The organism is Clostridium zeae (assembly GCF_017312485.1).
Classification (GTDB): Bacteria; Bacillota; Clostridia; order Clostridiales; family Clostridiaceae; genus Clostridium_AR; species Clostridium_AR zeae.
Genome location: NZ_BMBA01000002.1, coordinates 975,777 through 992,855 on the forward strand (window position 1 = coordinate 975,777; position 17,079 = coordinate 992,855).

General features: G+C 31.3%; 15 protein-coding genes, 2 pseudogenes and 1 riboswitch. Of the genes and pseudogenes, 2 read left to right on the forward strand and 15 right to left on the reverse strand.

Annotated elements, in window-relative coordinates:
* Positions 1 to 32: 32 nt before the first annotated feature.
* The 7 genes and pseudogenes from J3477_RS13785 to J3477_RS13815 all read right to left on the reverse strand — a co-directional run bounded on the left by J3477_RS13785 (position 33) and on the right by J3477_RS13815 (position 6,897).
* A complete protein-coding gene (locus J3477_RS13785) occupies positions 33 to 485 on the reverse strand; it encodes a hydrogenase maturation protease (protein WP_206870521.1) in 453 nt (150 codons plus the stop codon).
* Positions 482 to 1,882 carry a nickel-dependent hydrogenase large subunit gene (locus J3477_RS13790; RefSeq protein ID WP_206870522.1) on the reverse strand — a complete coding sequence of 467 codons (1,401 nt, stop codon included), beginning with the start codon at positions 1,880 to 1,882 and terminating at the stop codon, positions 482 to 484. The genes J3477_RS13785 and J3477_RS13790 overlap by 4 nt, the downstream gene beginning before the upstream one ends.
* A complete protein-coding gene (locus J3477_RS13795; RefSeq protein WP_206870523.1) occupies positions 1,879 to 2,751 on the reverse strand; it encodes a hydrogenase small subunit in 873 nt (290 codons plus the stop codon). The genes J3477_RS13790 and J3477_RS13795 overlap by 4 nt, the downstream gene beginning before the upstream one ends.
* A gap of 169 nt (positions 2,752 to 2,920) precedes the next feature.
* Positions 2,921 to 3,697, reverse strand: coding sequence for a flagellar motor protein MotB (locus J3477_RS13800; protein ID WP_206870524.1), 777 nt, complete (start codon positions 3,695 to 3,697; stop codon positions 2,921 to 2,923).
* A gap of 12 nt (positions 3,698 to 3,709) precedes the next feature.
* Positions 3,710 to 4,495, reverse strand: coding sequence for a flagellar motor stator protein MotA (motA, locus tag J3477_RS13805; RefSeq protein ID WP_206870525.1), 786 nt, complete (start codon positions 4,493 to 4,495; stop codon positions 3,710 to 3,712).
* Positions 4,496 to 5,195: 700 nt separating this feature from the next.
* A pseudogene (locus J3477_RS13810) lies at positions 5,196 to 5,495 on the reverse strand (cupin domain-containing protein); the annotation flags it as partial.
* 484 nt (positions 5,496 to 5,979) lie between these two features.
* Positions 5,980 to 6,897, reverse strand: a complete 918-nt coding sequence (locus J3477_RS13815) for a hypothetical protein (RefSeq protein WP_206870526.1) — start codon at positions 6,895 to 6,897, stop codon at positions 5,980 to 5,982.
* A gap of 43 nt (positions 6,898 to 6,940) precedes the next feature.
* Positions 6,941 to 7,028: riboswitch (cyclic di-GMP riboswitch) on the reverse strand.
* Positions 7,029 to 7,442: 414 nt separating this feature from the next.
* On the opposite strand from J3477_RS13815, the gene J3477_RS13820 reads away from it, so the two are divergent.
* Positions 7,443 to 7,826: a L,D-transpeptidase gene (locus tag J3477_RS13820; protein ID WP_206870527.1), complete on the forward strand. Its 384-nt coding sequence runs from the start codon at positions 7,443 to 7,445 to the stop codon at positions 7,824 to 7,826.
* 139 nt (positions 7,827 to 7,965) lie between these two features.
* Here the strand turns inward: J3477_RS13820 and J3477_RS13825 are convergent, their stop codons facing one another.
* Entirely contained in the window at positions 7,966 to 9,288 is a 1,323-nt protein-coding gene (locus J3477_RS13825; protein ID WP_206870528.1) for an MATE family efflux transporter, read from the reverse strand.
* A gap of 277 nt (positions 9,289 to 9,565) precedes the next feature.
* Complete coding sequence (locus J3477_RS13830; protein ID WP_206870529.1) at positions 9,566 to 10,204, reverse strand: RpiB/LacA/LacB family sugar-phosphate isomerase; 639 nt, start codon at positions 10,202 to 10,204, stop codon at positions 9,566 to 9,568.
* A 373-nt stretch (positions 10,205 to 10,577) separates the two neighbouring features.
* On the opposite strand from J3477_RS13830, the gene J3477_RS13835 reads away from it, so the two are divergent.
* A complete protein-coding gene (locus J3477_RS13835) occupies positions 10,578 to 11,438 on the forward strand; it encodes an AraC family transcriptional regulator (protein ID WP_206870530.1) in 861 nt (286 codons plus the stop codon).
* Between the two features lie 172 nt (positions 11,439 to 11,610).
* On the opposite strand, the gene J3477_RS13840 is transcribed toward J3477_RS13835, so the two are convergent.
* From J3477_RS13840 to J3477_RS26415, 6 genes and pseudogenes are all read right to left on the reverse strand, one after another.
* A complete protein-coding gene (locus J3477_RS13840; protein WP_206870531.1) occupies positions 11,611 to 12,771 on the reverse strand; it encodes an ArsA family ATPase in 1,161 nt (386 codons plus the stop codon).
* A gap of 22 nt (positions 12,772 to 12,793) precedes the next feature.
* The gene (locus J3477_RS13845; protein WP_206870532.1) at positions 12,794 to 13,012 is read right to left on the reverse strand and encodes a hypothetical protein; all 219 of its coding nucleotides are present in this window, start codon (positions 13,010 to 13,012) and stop codon (positions 12,794 to 12,796) included.
* Between the two features lie 15 nt (positions 13,013 to 13,027).
* A complete protein-coding gene (locus tag J3477_RS13850; protein ID WP_206870533.1) occupies positions 13,028 to 14,194 on the reverse strand; it encodes an ArsA family ATPase in 1,167 nt (388 codons plus the stop codon).
* A gap of 80 nt (positions 14,195 to 14,274) precedes the next feature.
* A complete protein-coding gene (locus J3477_RS13855) occupies positions 14,275 to 14,772 on the reverse strand; it encodes a MarR family transcriptional regulator (RefSeq protein ID WP_206870534.1) in 498 nt (165 codons plus the stop codon).
* A 217-nt stretch (positions 14,773 to 14,989) separates the two neighbouring features.
* Complete coding sequence (locus tag J3477_RS13860; protein WP_206870535.1) at positions 14,990 to 16,429, reverse strand: 6-phospho-beta-glucosidase; 1,440 nt, start codon at positions 16,427 to 16,429, stop codon at positions 14,990 to 14,992.
* Positions 16,416 to 16,478: pseudogene (locus J3477_RS26415) on the reverse strand (bacteriocin); the annotation flags it as partial. The pseudogene J3477_RS26415 and the gene J3477_RS13860, both read right to left, overlap by 14 nt.
* Between the last annotated feature and the right edge of the window lie 601 nt (positions 16,479 to 17,079).

Consider the following 17,079-nt stretch of genomic DNA (forward strand, 5'->3'; position numbering starts at 1 on the left):
TCTGAGATGAGGCTTTGAAAATATAAATCGCGTTACGAAACTATACATCTATAGATAATCTCGTACACTTCCTTAGTTATGTCTTCAAATCTACTTTCAAGTTTCTTCGATAGCTCCATGTTAAAGCAGATCCTATCTACTTCAATTCCAATAATGAGTCCATCTATATATAGCTCCGCCTTATTAATCGATGAAATCAAGCTAATATTATGCATAAAAAATCGATTATTCTCGTATAGTCTTCCTTTATCTAACGGCACCACTGTAAGCTCTCCGCACTCTATTCCAAAGTTAGTACTATCAATTATTACCACAGTATCTCCGTTGTCTATACAATCCAGGGCATAGTCTAAGTCTGTTTCTGCCTTTACACATTCTAATTCTAATCCTAGCTTCATTAACTTATCTTCAATACTGTCAATTATCTTCATTGATATACCATCATCACTCATTAATATATTTCCTATACCTATAATCTTGATCATACTAACCTCATAGTAAAATCACTACAACTGTCACTTATGACATGTGTTGCGCAAGAAACACATGGATCAAAGGATCTAACTATCCTTCCTATTTCTAAAGGTGCTTTAGGATTTTCTACATATGCTCCTATTAGAGCCTTTTCAATTACTCCTTTATTTCCTTTCGAATCATTTGGAGATATATTCCATCCAGAAGGTGTTATTATATTGTATTTTTTGATCTTTTGATTTTCTATCTCTACCCAATGTCCCAATGCACCTCTTGTTGTATCTCTTAATCCAACTCCATCAGCTATTTGTGGAATATCTAATTTTTGCTGGGTTGATACTCCTGGTTTTAAAAACTCTAGAAGACTTTCTATTATGTCACAAATTCGTTTTGCTTCTAAAACTCTAGCAGTTATTCTATCCAAAGTGGAAATACCTCTTGAGTACTCACCATTTATCCATAACCTTGCTAAAGGGCCAACCTCCATTGGAACTCCATTGTATCTAGCAGCTTTTATCCATGAGTAAGCCTCCTTTTTAGTAACATCAGCTTGAAGCTCTTTATCTCCATTTATAACACCACTGGCATCTGAATAATATGAATTTACAACATCTTCACTTATATTGGCTGGGTTAAACTCATCCCTTTTATCATCTATATACACTCCACTTTTCACGTAGGAATCTAAGCTGTTAATATCTTTATCAAAAGCGCCATAGCTTAAAAAATTCCCATATCCTTTTCCATTCTTAAAATCTTCTGGGTAGTATTTAGCTATGGTATCAATATCACCCATCATTGAATCATTAATAAATTCCCTTATTCCAAATAAAATTGATTTAAGTTCAATAAGTTTTGTTGCATCTATATTTGATGTTACCCCACCAACAAAAATCCCATGGGTATGAGGTGCTTTACCTCCTAAAAGCGCTAACATTTTATGAGCATCTCTACTATATTTAAAAGCCTGTATATAGTGCGAGTTTAATTTTGAGTTTATGTCTTTTGGTAATTTATACTGCTTCAAATTCTCATTAGCAGGATTAATGTCTACTCTTACATAGTCAGGTATAGTGAATTGATAAAAATGTCTTATATGATTCTGTAAAAACTCACACCCATGCATTACATCTCTAAGCAAACTTCCATTTTCATCTGGTTTAACCCCTAATGCATTTTCCAGAGCTACAGAAGATACATATCCATGAGCTGTTGAGCATATTCCACATATCCTTTCAGTAAAGTAAATTGCATCAAAAGGCGATCTTCCTTTTAACATTTCCTCAAATCCTCTAAATAAAAAACCATTAGTTTTGGCATCTATTATTATGTTTTTCTCTATAACAACTTCAACCTGCATGAACCCACTTATTCTAGTAATAGGATTTATAATTATCTTCTCACTCATTTCTTAACCACCTCTTGATAACTGATAAAAGGTTCCATCTTATCTGGAAAGCCTTTGTTTACACATCCAATACAAGGGGTATTGTCCTCCACAGGCCAATTGATTCGATCATTCCATTTTCTTAAAGCACAGTCAGCTCTGGTCATAGGCCCTCTACACCCTAATTGGTACATACACTCCTTATCCCCAAGTTTAGTGGCAAATATTTTTTTATCGAAAAATGATCTTCGTGAACAATGGGTATGAATTGTATCTTCATATAGAAATAAAGGTCTATTTTCAGAGTCTAGTTCTGGTATGCCATATGAAATTAGATGAGCAATAGTACTTGTCACCCATCTTGGATTTGCAGGGCATCCTGGAATTCTTATAACCTTATATAATTGCTCATTTAAAAATTCAGGTAAACTTACGCTTGAGGAAGGATTAGGAGTTGCAGCTGAAATGCCTCCATAAGATGCGCAGGTTCCAACAGCTAAAATGTATTTTGCCTTACCAGCCGCAAGAATTACTGCCTCTGAACCTGATACAAGCTTTCCATTATATTCAGCTACAATATTATAGCTCCCGTTATCTTTGGTAGATACTGCACCCTCAACTACTAATATGAAATCTGTTTCTAGAGTTTCTAGAAATTTTTCAAAAGCTTTTTCACCTTCTGCTCCCATAATACTGTTATTGTAAGTGATGTTAATCATTTGTGTTAGTAAATAATAAATGTCTGGTGTTCTTGCATCTAAAAGAGAAATGATATTTCCTGAGCAACCACATGCTTCTAGCCAGATAAGATTAGTTTTCTTAATTTGATTCTTTTCTATATTTTTCAATGTAGACTCTATTAATTCTCTTTGACATCTTTTCTTTGACACCTGAGCCTCTCAATAAATTAATTGCCTATAAATCTTATTAATATAATTTTTTCATTAGACTTGATTAAAAAAATAAAACTTATTCGCACTCCAAATTTTCCTCATATACATTTAGAAAGGCAGATGCACAAAAAAATCGCTGAAGTAAGTCACTTCAGCGATTTTTTATTTATTTATTTTCTGTTGTTGTACCATTCGTTTCTGCAGTTTGTGCATATTTACGAATTATAAAAATCTCAACTCTTCTGTTCTTAGCTCTTCCTTCAGCTGTATCATTGCTATATTTAGGTCTGTACTCGCCATATGCTTGTATAGAAATTTTGTTAGTACCTACTCCACCTGAGCTAACCATAAAATTCATAACATTTATTGCACGCATTGCGCTTAAGTCCCAGTTTGATCTAAACTTACTAGTACTTATCGGCACATTATCTGTATGTCCTACAACTTTAATTTCATTATCTAGTCCGTGAACCATTTTTGATATTTCAAGAAGTAGCGGATTTACATTTTGTAATACTTGTGCGTCACCTGAATTAAATAGTACCGCATCCTGTATAGATATCTCTAAACCTTCTTTATTAAGTTCAACTTTAACCTTATCAGCATATCCTTTACTTTCAATTTCTGATTCTAAGCTTTGCTTAAGTCCATTCATAGTATCTTCTTCTTTTTGAGTATTGGATTTTTCTGTTGATGTCCCTGAATTTGCCGCTTGCGATTGAACAGCTGCAGTGGTATCAGTTCCACCTTCAGACATTACAGAGGATCCACCTGAAAATATAACGTTAAACTCTGCACTAAGCCTTTGAAGCTTTTGTGAATCTACTTTACTCATAGCAAACATAACTATAAAAAGTGCTAATAGGAGCGTAAGCATGTCCGCATAAGGTATAAGCCAAGTTTCATCTACATGCTCTTCATGATGTTCTTTTTTCTTTTTCATCACTTATCTCCTTTACTTTTCAGCATTTGCACTAATAACTTTTTCTCTTTCCTTTGGCTCTAACATACCAATTAATCTAGCTTCTATACTCTTAGGATTCTTTCCAGCCTGAATAGCTAGTATACCTTCAAGTATAATTCTCATTGTACTTATTTCTTCATGCGACTTTCTTTTAAGTCTAGATGCAAATGGATGACAAACAACATATCCAAAGAAAATACCATAAAGTGTAGCAACGAAGGCTCCTGCGATCATATGACCTAGCTTTTCTGTATCATTTAAGTTACCAAGTGCTCCTATAAGTCCAACAACCGCTCCTAAAACTCCTAGTGTAGGTGCTGAACCACCAGCTGTAGTAAATACTGAAGCTCCTGCTCTATGTCTTTCTTCTGTTCCATCAATTTCAATTTCTAATGCTTCAACAATATCTGCTGGTTCTACACCATCAACAACCATTTCTAAGCCTTTTTTCATAAACTTATTTTCCATAGCTTGTACAGTACTTTCAAGTGCTAATAACCCATTTTTACGAGTTGTTTGAGCCATTTCTACTAGTTGTTTTATGATTTCTGCAGGATCTTCTTTTCCTTCACCTTTAAAAAGTACACCAAAAAGTCTAGGAATATTAAGAAATTCCTTTTTAGGAAAAGAATTCATTACCGCTGCTGTTGTTCCTACAAGAATAATTATTGCTGCTGCTGGATTTAATAATACAGCTACGTTTGCCCCCTTAACAATCATCCCTACGACAACTGAAAGAAGACCTGTTATAACTCCTATGACTAGAAAAATATCCAAAATTTCGTCCTCCTCGTAAAATTACCTATTCGACATATTATTATTTTTTTCTCAAGTTTCATAAATGTATCATATCATAGTAAATATTAATTTAGAACTACCTATCTATAAATGGACTAATGTAATATATAGCAACAATAATATTTTGTTTCATTACCATCCAGTTAACTATATCGATTACCATATATTAGACAACGTTTAATCCATATACTTGCAGATATACTAATTTACACTTACTTAAATAGATTTTAGCAATATATAAAAAGCATCACTTTTTAGCGGTGCTTTTATAGTATTTCTACTATTAAATTTTTCGTGCAATATCAGAATTACTTTTGTTATTTGACAAAAAATTATATCACAGCTTGTCATTAATTGTTGCTTAAAAAGTAAAATTTTTCAGTTTTTGCTTTTAAAATACTTTATCTATATAATTCTAACATATTATTTACCGTACTTTCAACATACTTTAGTATGTTTTGTCGATTATTGTTATTTAGGCTATTATTATTAAGCATTACATGTTTTTTCTGTTATTCTTATTTGGATTCTTACTAACTCTAATTTTTCCATTGCAACCATATTTCTATACAAATAAAAAATTAAAAAGAGAGCATACTCAGATTCTGCTTCCAAAACCTATGTATGCTCTCCTAAAGCTACCACTTATCGGAAAGTGTCATTTCCAATTATATTCTTATTACTTTTCTATAAAATCTTCTCTATATGGAGTAAACACATCTAATAATATTCCTTTTTTAATACATCTACACCCATGTACTACATTAGGAAGTTTATATAAGGTATCACCTTTTTTAACCACATTTTTAACCCCACCAATTTCAAACTCAAATTCACCCTCTAATACATATGAAAGTTGAGTATGTGGATGACTATGCAGGGTTCCTACTGTCCCCTTTTCAAAGTGTACTTCTACTGCCATCAATTGGTCTCCATATGCTAATATCTTTCTTTGTACGCCTTCTCCTGCTGGCTCAAACTTACAATCTTGTGATTATACAAAAGCTTTGTTCATTTTAAATCCTCCATGTTCATTTATACTATAGATAAATTACTTAATATTTTGAGTTCATGGACTGAAGTAGTTTATCCGTTCTATTTATCTTTAATTACCCTACACATACAACTTAGTCATGCTAATTTATAGATAAACCAGTTCAAATAAAATCAAAATTGACAGTTAAGTTACCATTAATAGTTAATATATCTATTAAACTTACTTCATTAAATAGAACTGGGATATCTTTTCCACTGAACAGATAAACTACTTTGTTCCTTAAAGTCAAAATAAAAATTTTGATGGTTCTACGAATCTTTATTTTGATAAATTCCAATATGAAGTAGTTTATCTATAAGTATGTTTTCATATATAATTATATCATACTGATATATCTAGATTAAATTTCCTGAGGAATAAAAGAAAACAGACACCCTCTTTAGAGAATGCCTGCTAAAATATATCTTTATTTCCTTAAAACCATCCAACTCATTATATGATGAATAGCGAATCCACCAAAGCTTAAGTTTCCACTATAGCTTGTATAAACTTTATTTAATTCTTGATTCATATAAGCTTGTCCTTCTTCATAGAAACTGATATTATCACCTTCACTTGATTTCTGAGTTTCAACTCCAACTGTAACAGTAGTACCATATTGCTTAGCTAAGCTTAGTTCTTTAGAAACTACGCTAATTATCCCATTTGTTCCAGCAGCAGTATCTCTGTAAGCCATTATAACTACATTCTTTACATTTTTCATTATCCATTCAGCCATGCTACCAGTTCCATACTTTGTGTTATAAGTTACACCATCAAACCAGAATGGAATATCTATAGCTAATTGTATTCCTAAAGCATTAGTCTTGCTGATTGCGTTTAGTAAGAAACTTTGATAGTTAGCTAAAACACCATTCATATTCTGACTATATTGTGAATTTAAATATGGTTCAACATCTAAGTGAACACCATTGAATCTTTCATTAGCTAATGCAGAATTTTGGTACTTAGTCACCCAGTCAAAAAACTGCTGTTGTTTATATGCACCGCTATCTGATACCCAGTCTGGAGCACCATCCAATGCTTGTACACTTATACTTTTTGAAGAAGCTTTTTTTATAAAATTCTTATAATAATCAAGATTCAAGCTATAATTCACCTGAAGGTATATGTTCTTTACATTGTTTGTAACCGCAAAATTAAGAATACTATCTGAATTCTTTACAATCTGCTGTGTATCCCACAACCAGGTTGAATTTTGCTTACTTACAGTTTGAGTAACTGTAGTGGTCTTAACACTAACTTTATTTACCGCTAATGCTTGAGTTGGGATAATTAAAGCTGCTGCCACAAATAGTGCTAAGAAAAACTTTGATTTTGACATATAAACTCCTCCTATTAAAAGCCGGGAGGGTCCCAAAAGGATTCCTGGCAACCTGGCAACCATGCGGTATATAACCGTTTAGGCCCATAGCTTTGCGTCTTTGCCTTTCGACAAATTTGCCTTTTTCAAATATACTTTGTATTTTCCCACTATGTACTTATGTGAATCTTTAGCATCTAACAATTATTATCATCTTGGTATTAAGTATTAGCTTCATGCATTAATATACAAAATAATAAGCATATTTAATTCACCAAAATTTGATTATCATTATATATTATTGCTTCACTTAGCACTTGTGGTGCTTTTATTATATCCTAAACAATAAAGCTTTGTAATATTAATCAATAAAATTCAAGCATAAATATGCTGGGTTTTTAAAGGTTTTTTTGTCACATTAGTGCACATTTCACCACTATATGGATAAAAATTCAATTCAACTCCAATTGAGCATTTCTATTATATTGTTAAGTAAAGTTATATTCACTAAATTTTATTAATCATAATAATATATTCTATATCAATTATTATTTTTTAGGAGTTTTATGTTTGATTATCCATTTCCCGATGACTATTTTGAGTATTACAGGGCAATTTATAGTATCACAATTAATACAGAAGCCCATACACTAACCTTATTTAAGGCCGATAAATTTTTTAAGTCTTATACAGTTGCAGTTGGAAAACCTTCTACCCCTACTCCAAAAGGAACCTTTAAGATAGTAAATAAAGCTACAAATCCAGGAGGTCCATTTGGTGTAAGATGGCTAGGACTTGATGCGCCTTATGGTGATTACGGCATTCACGGAACTAATAATCCTGCCTCCATAGGAAAAAATGTATCAAATGGTTGTATTCGCATGTATAACAAAGATGTACTTGAGTTATCAAATTTAGTGCCCATAGGTACTGTTGTAAAGATTGTTTAAAAATAGTGAATCAGTACAACCTTGAAAAAAGTCTAAATTATATTGATTTTCATTTTACCAATATAATTTAGACTTTTTTATTCTTTAGGAAATTATATTTCAGATGAAGTTGTGGGTAAGTATGCGTAGACGGCTTAAATTAGCTTTTCTTTATGTTCTTTATAAAGAATGGTACTTCATAACTTAGCATTACAATCCAACCTAGACCACAACTCAATGCTATACCTGCAATTCCAAATCTCGGAGCAAATATGTAAGAGAAAATCACTCTCCCAATCATTTGTACAAAAGTTGACATTAATGTTATCTTTAAATCACCCATTCCTCTAAAATACCCTTGTATTCCATTTGTCCAACTAGGTAGTAAATAGAAAAATGCCATCATTTCAAGATACATTACTCCCATATTTACAACTGTCTCATCACTTCCATTAATAAAGAGCTTCATTATACTTCTTGAACCTAAAAAAATCATTCCACATATTATGAACCAGTAAATAGTTTCTAACTTTAGTCCTGCCCATAATCCTGGCTTAATACGATCATTTTTCTTAGCACCTCTATTCTGAGCTAAAAAGGTAGTCATTGCTTGAGCTATACTTTGTTCTGGCATAAAAGCAAAATCATCCACTCTATTAACTGCATTAAAGGCTGCAATAGCTTGTACACCTAATGGGTTTACCGCACCTTGAACCAATACTTTTCCTACATATAAACAAGTTTGCTGCATTGCAGTAACCCAACTATAATTTATAGTACTTCTAAGTAAAGCTTTGTCTAGTATAATCTCTTCTCTAGAAAAACGTAAGAGTGGAACTTTTAAATATATATACGCAATACAAAAGACACTAGAAAACATTTCAGCTGTAACTGTAGCTATAGCTGCTCCAGCTACCCCCATATGAAAGAATTTTAAAAATATTATATCCATTACCACATTTAAAATAGATGAAATCATTAGAAATTTAAGGGGTGTTTTTGAATCTCCAATACTTCTTAAGGTTGCTGCAAAAACATTGTATAAAAAGGTAAAAATAAGCCCAAAGAATATTATTCTTAAATAAATCGTAGCGTCTGGAATAAGTTCCTCTGGAGTTCTTATTAATCGTAAAATTGGTTTAGTAAATGCCACACATAAAATAATTATACATGAAGTAAAGATAAACCCAGCAATCATTGTAGTTGAAACTTCTCTCTTAAGCTTCTTAATGTTTCCAGATCCAAAATATTCGCTCATTAAAACAGATGCTCCCATGCAAATTCCAATTATTAAAAACATTACAATATTCATAATGGGATTTGCAGTTCCCACCGCAGCCAGTGCTTTGGTTCCTACGAATTTACCTACAAAAATAGAATCTGCTGCATTGTAAGTAAGTTGAAATAAATTTCCAAGAATCAATGGTATTGCAAAGCTAACTAAATGCTTAGATATATTACCTTTTGTCATATCTGTAGTCAATATTTGTCACCGTCCGATCATTTTATAATTGGGTTCTGTTTAAGTAGAGTATTGAAATTAAGTAGTTAGTCATCCGATGCTTTAATGAGTGAATATTCAAGTTTCAAAACCGACTGAAATCGCCATTGTTCACGTGAACAATGCTACACATACTATTCTATACTATTTTTTTTATAAATGAAAGTAACTGCAAAAAAATCGCTAAGTGATCTCTTAGCGATTTCTTTTACATATTTGAATATATCTATTTCCTTGCCTAAAGTTATATTTATATCTACTAAGCTAATATCTCTTTTATATAAGCAGCTATTTCTTCATTCTTGCAATTTTCAAAAAAGTACTCTTTGAATCTTTCTCCACTTATTGCTCCCTTTAATAAATCTTGATCTATTTCTCTTAGTATTGTTAATATATCTTTATAAGTAACTTTCTTAACTTCATCTAATATTTTCTTGTTTCTTTGTTCAGGTATAACACGATCTCTTGGATATCCTTGTCCGCTTTCACCTTCGAAAAGTCTTTCAAAAACATATTGAAGGTTCAACTCTGCTCCCCATCCAAAGCCTTTTGCAAAAGGCATAGAAATTGCATTGCCGTCATTTATTTGAGCAAACATATATGCATCTGAAGGGTCTACTACATAACCACATATAACTCCTGGAAATGAATTACATGCAAGCATAGCACCTGCACCGGTACCACAACCTGTTATTACATAATCTACCGCACCAGAATTAAGCAATATGGCTGCTAATATACCATTTTGAACATAAGTAAGAGAATTCTTATCTTCTGCTCCATACATACCATAATTAAATACTTGATGGCCCATAGGTTCTACAACCTTCTTTAAAGCAGTATATACTATTTCATTTTTTGATGCCTGACTGTTTTCATTAATTAATGCTATCTTCATGTTATAAATTCCTCCAATTCACATTTTAATATATTATCTTATTTTTGATATCTTGTTGAATCTGTTTTTCTGTATGTTATAAGATAACTCTGACAACATAAAGAATAGGTCCTTTGACAAAACTCAGCACACTTGATACCAAGAACCTCTCTGATCCTATAAGATTTTATGTTATTTTTTACATTTATAAATTTAGTATAGCAATTAATATTTTCAATTTCTTGTTATTTTTTACATTAAATATTGCAATTATTGAACAACAATTTTATACTTATATAAATGATACGATTTTGAAACTTAAATCGTTTTGAATTAGACTATTTTGAAATATAAGTTTTAATATATACTATATTACTAAAGAGGTGAGTGTATCTTGAAAGAGCTGAATTCATGTAAAGAGTCAATGCTACAATGTATGAATACCAAAAGTTTTGCAATTGCTCATCTGTATAAAGATGAGAAAAGTATGGATATACATGTTCATGATTGTTATGAAATATATTATTCTATATGTGGAAGTAAACAGTTTTTGATAAACAATAAGTTCTATGACATAAACCCAGGAGATTTATTTGTAATTAACCAATACGAAAGCCATTATTTATCACAAACTGACCAAATGAAGCTAGAACGAATAGTTATATCTGTACATCCTGAATTTGTACGAAATCTTTCAACTAATATGACTGATTTAGATTATTGTTTTTCCTTTCGCCCAGAACACTTTAATCACAAATTATCACTTACAAAAGATCAACAACAAAGATTTATGTATTATATAAATAAGATTAATTCTGTTGAAGCATATGGAAGTGATATTATTGAAAAAAGTTCCTTTATGGAATTGTTAGTAATGATTAATTCATTATACCAAGCCAGCGCTATGGATGATTTAAAAGATGGTTCTTACAAGTATAATGAATTGGTTGAAGATATACTTACTTACGTAAATCTTAATATCTGTAATCCAATTACTATTGAAGGCTTATCAAAACATTTCTACATAAGCAACTCTTATTTATGTAGAATATTTAAATCTACTACTGGAACTACAATTAATAAGTATATTACTGCAAGAAGAATCAGTATAGCTAAATCCTTGCTTGCATCCGGTTGTAATGTAAATGATGTATGCGAGAAATGTGGATTTAACGATTATAGTAATTTCTTAAAATCATTTACGAAAACTGTTGGGATATCTCCTAAAAAATATTCCCTTTATTCCTTTACTTAATGTGGTCCTTTTTAGAAGCAGTCTTGCGCGCTGATTACTTTATAAAAACTTTGACTTCATAGTCGTTTTATATGTAATAAAAGTAGGAAGTTAACAGTAACCTCCTACTTTTTAACTGTATACGAAGTTATATTATTTAACAAAAGTGTTTTTATGCCAAATTTTAATCCACCTAGGTAAATAATATCTGCAACTTCCCTTCATTATACTTTGCTCCAACTATTTCTTTAGCTTGAAGTTTTGTTGGTAAGACAAAGCTTCTTCTTTCATTCTTTATGGTTATTGTTATCTCATCTCCCTTTTGAGAAAGCTTTAAATCTTTCTTATCTATAAAAGGCATATTTATATTAAAACTATATCCCGTGTCTACTTTCTCGATATCGAATATCTTATCCTTGAAGAGAATCTTAGCTGCATCCATTCCACTAAAGATTTGGCTGCCGACTTCTTTCAAAACATCATATTTCCTTAGCTCAGAACTCATTAGTTCTAATTTAAAGATTGGAATGTCCTTAAAACTTTCATATATATCCTCTAGGCTTTCCTTTTGAATACTCTCCCACTTTGAGAAATAACCTTTTAGCGAGGCCTCTGGAAATATTCTGTTTACAATGACTCCATCCACATTGTAATCAAATAAATGAAGATATGAAAAACTTCTCTTCGCCTCTTTAATTACTATTTTTTCAGGTGTAGTAACTATTCTTATACTAACTATATCTTTGTTTAGCATAAGAGTATGAAGCTCATCAACCTTAGAATATAACTTTTCTATTTCATCAAAAACATCATCTGTAGGCATAGGTATTTTCATCGTAGCTTCAACTAATGGCTTTGCAAACTTTGCCCCCTTTCTTTTTATTGGGAAAAGTTTTTCCATCCACCATTTAAATAAGTCTGGAAATTTCAATAGCGACATAGTTTCACCTGTAGGTGCACAATCAACTATTAAAACATCATATTTTCCTTCATCATATATATCCTTTATTTTTATCAAGGATAATAGCTCTTCGAAACCTGGAAAGACTAATAGTTCCTCCGCCTCAATACTTTTTTCTGACTTTGCTATTAAAAGCTTCTGAATATAATTATTTATATTCGCCCAAGAATTTTCATTTTCTATAATAGAATCAATTTCAAGGGCATATAAGTTTTCATTTATCTTTAAAGGATTGTTAGATAGTTTTATATTAAAAGAATCACTAAGACTATGAGCTTGGTCTGTGCTTACTATTAAAACCTTTTTTCCTTCACTCGCTATCTTGCAAGCAGTGGCTGCTGCAATACTAGTTTTTCCTACTCCACCTTTTCCGGTATACAATATTATTCTCATATTCAATACTCCTCCAATCCTTTTAAGAAAATTCAATATCAACTTTCTTTGTTGAACTCTTCTTTGTTTCTTTATTAGTATCTTCCTTCATAATTTCCACCACAACATCTTTTAGCACACTTATTGCATCCTGCTCTAACTGTTCAACCCTTTTTCTGATTGTTTCTGGCAATATCTCTTTTATTGCCTCATATCTATATCTCTCGACTTTAACCATCTTTTTTATAAATTCCTTATTCATAACACTATCCTCCATTTATTCAAAGTAAATACTTAACACTTCATTATTTAGTTTTGCAGAAGCTATTGAATGTTTCCTTATAACATTAGGAATCGGAATATTTCTTTTAAAGTTTCCAAGCTTCACAATTATATCTGTACCTGACTCAAAAAGATCAAAATCTCCCTTATTGCTAAAAGGTAAATAAACATCAAGTCTATATCCTTTTTCAGTTATTTGAAAAATCTCGTTATTTGTTATCTTAAGAACATCAAATATCTGATCATCCTCCAAAGAGTCTTTTACTATTCTATCAAGTGCATCTATTCCATTCACATCTGTCTCGTACCACTTTATCTTATAGATTGGTATATTAATAAAAACCGACTGCAATTCCTCTAAGTAATTTTTTTGTAGTTCTATCCATTGGCTGAAGAACTTATTATCAATATCAGCTGGTATAAGTCTATTAATATACACTCCATCAACATTGAAGTTATATAGATTTAGGTACATATAACTTCTCTTGCTTTCTTCTACTACCATCTTTTCTGGGATTGTAACTAACCTAATACTACAAACTTCTCTATCTTTCAAAAGTTCCTGTAACTTTCCAAGCTTCACATATAGTTTTTCTATATCGTTCATCGCTGCTTCATCAGGCATATCTAATTTGAAAGCAAGTTTTGATACTGGTCTTAATACCTTCAAAGCTACTTTTCCAATAGGGAATAGCTTTTCCATATACCAGGAAAAAAGTTCAGGAAACTTCAACAAAGAAAGAGTTTCTCCAGTAGGAGCACAATCCACTATGATTAAATCATATATATTTTCCTCATACAGTTCTTTAATCTTTAATAGTGAAAATAGTTCTTCAATACCAGGGAATACTACTATGTCCTCCATAGCTTCTTCATTTTCCTCATTCTTAAAGGAAATCATATTCTTAAAAGCTTCTGAAATACTCCCGTAGTATTTACTCATCTCATAGTTCGGGTCTATCTCCAGTGCATATAAATTTTTATCAACTTCTACTGGTTCTTCTTTTATTTCCTTCATGAATAAATCACTCAAGTTGTGAGCCATATCTGTACTTACTACAAGAGTCTTCATCCCTTGCCTAGCAGCTTTAACTCCGTGCGCTGCAGCAGTAGTTGTTTTACCAACACCACCTTTTCCTGTAAAAATTATTATCCTTCCCATAACAAAACCTCCTATAGTTCTTTTTAAGAATAGTTCTTCAAACGAAGTATTTATTTTAAAAAATAACTTAGTTTCCTAAGCTATTCTATAATTATTCTTTTAACCTTTTTATTCTGCTTCTCTTTATCACTTTGGGAATACTTCTCTTGCTTCATAACAGCTATAACCTTGTTGAATATACCTAATGCAGCCTTTTTTTCTTCAACGCTTAATGTAGTATATATCTTTTCAAAGTAATATTCTATAACCTTCTTTTGCTCTTCGATAAATTTTTGTGCTTTATCCGTTAATATTATATTGACGATCCTTCTGTCTTTCTCATCTCTTCTTCTCTCTACCATTTCTTTTTTTTCAAGTCTATTAATTACCCCAGTAGTTGTATTTAATGGTGCATTAATATACTCAGAAATCTCAGTCATGTTTCCAGCCTTGCCTTTATATAAAAATAGAAGAGCCAATACTTCATTCTTAGAGTAATCTAAAAATCCTTCTCCCCATTTATCAGGAAAAAGTAAAAACTTTAATTCATCAATATAATAAAATATCATTTCTTCAAAATTAAATAACTGATTACTCATTTAAAATCTCCTAAAATTAATTCTTCACCCGAAGTATATTTTAATTCTACTGCAGAAGTATTTTTATGTCAATTGATTAATAAATATTTTTTTGCTTACTTACATAAAAAACTGTTCTTCGTATTATAATCTTCATGCAGTATCTTTAATATTTACCAAAGGCATATATTGAAAAAAGCATGACAGTTATTTTATATCACCGCCATGCTTCTCTATATTAGTTATCGCTTAAATCTTCACCGTTAGTTGCAATAACCTTCTTATACCAACCAAAGGATCTTTTCTTTGATCTTTCAAGAGTTCCATTTCCTTCATTATCCTTATCAACATAGATAAATCCGTATCTTTTCTTCATTTCTCCAGTTGTAAAGGAAACTAGGTCTATGCAGCCCCATGGAGTATATCCCATTAAATCTACACCATCTATATTTATAGCCTTTTCCATTTCTTCTATATGTGCTCTTAAATATGCTATTCTGTAGTCATCATTTACTGTACCATCTTCTTCTTTTACATCGATGGCACCAAAGCCGTTTTCAACTATGAATAATGGTAATTCATATCTTTCATAAAGCATATTTAATGAATATCTTAAACCCACTGGATCAATCTGCCAGCCCCAATCTGATGCTTTCACATATGGATTTTTAACAGTTGACTTTTGACCACCTGATAATCCATCTGCTGCTTCGTTAGCTCCAGTTTTAACAGCATTAGACATATAATAGCTGAATCCAATGTAATCTGCTGTTCCTTCTTTTAGTATCTTAGCATCTTCTGGCTCCATCTTTATATTGTAGCCTTTTCTCTCCCATTCTTTCAGTGCATATATTGGATAGTGTCCTCTACAATGAACATCAGCAAAAAGGTAACGATCATGCATTGCTTCTACAGAAAGCATCATATCATCAGGATGACATGAATATGGATAAATTGGAACAAAAGCAATCATACAGCCTATCTTTAATTCCGGATTTATTTCATGTCCTGCTTTTATAGCTAAAGCACTTGCAACTAATTCGTGATGAACTGCTTGATACATCACTTCTTCCCTGTTTTCACCCTCATGGAATCTAACCCCTGAACAAGTCCAAGCAAATATATCAACATCAACATTTTTTTGATTATTAATTTCATTAAAAGTCATCCAATACTTTACTTTATGCTGATATCTTTCAAACACTGTTTTTGCATATCTTACAAAGCAATCTATTACTTCTCTGCCTCTCCATCCACCATATTTTTTTGCTAAGCCATAAGGCATTTCAAAATGAGATAATGTAATTACAGGTTGAATATTATTTTTTAGTAGTTCATCAAACATGTCATCGTAGAATTTTAAACCCTCTTCGTTTGGTTCTAATTCATCTCCATTAGGAAAAATTCTTGACCATGCAATTGATGTCCTAAAACATTTGAAGCCCATTTCTCCAAACAAAGCAATATCTTCTTTGTAATGAGTATAAAAATCTATAGCTTCATGGTTTGGATAGTTATTTCCAGGAATAACACCATCAGTAATAACTCTTGGAACTCCGTGCGCACCTGCTGTCATAACATCAGCAACGCTTGGACCTTTTCCACCTTTATTCCATCCACCTTCTAATTGATGTGCAGCAACAGCTCCACCCCATAAAAAATTCTTAGGAAAGCTCATATGTATATCCTCCCGATATCTTCTTTAATTTTTTTGCTGTTAAAGTATTGTGCTGAAACTAAGTGATTAGTCTTCCGATACTTTAATTTCCCTAACTTTCTCCTATAGCATCTAATGTATAAGCAACTAATCTTAACAATGCTTAAACACAACATAATTTATATAGATGTTTAAAATGGCATACTTATTATTTCTCAATATAATTATATAAAAAGTCTAATATAAGGTTCAAATACAAAAAAGCACAACTGTATCAGCACAGTTATTAGAATGTTTTTATTATTTATAAATCAAACCTTTATACAATAATTTTGTGCATGATTAAAATAACATATTCAACCTTTTAGTAATATCAGTTGATTAATTTATTTTAGAAGAGTAAAATTGATTACTAATTTTACTATTCCAGATGGAACAATAAAGAAGTCAACATTTTATTCTTATGAATTTAGCACAAATTCTAAATTTCCAATTGCTTGCAAAGGCAAGGATTGTTATAGATGAAAAAATACTGCACTGAATTCTTGTTATGCTAACAAAAATGATGTTTAAAATTTTTCTGAGGTAGAAATTCCTATATTTTAAATTTTATATAATTGATCTAATTTAAGTTTTGCTAATAGTATTCTTGAATCAACAATACTATTAGC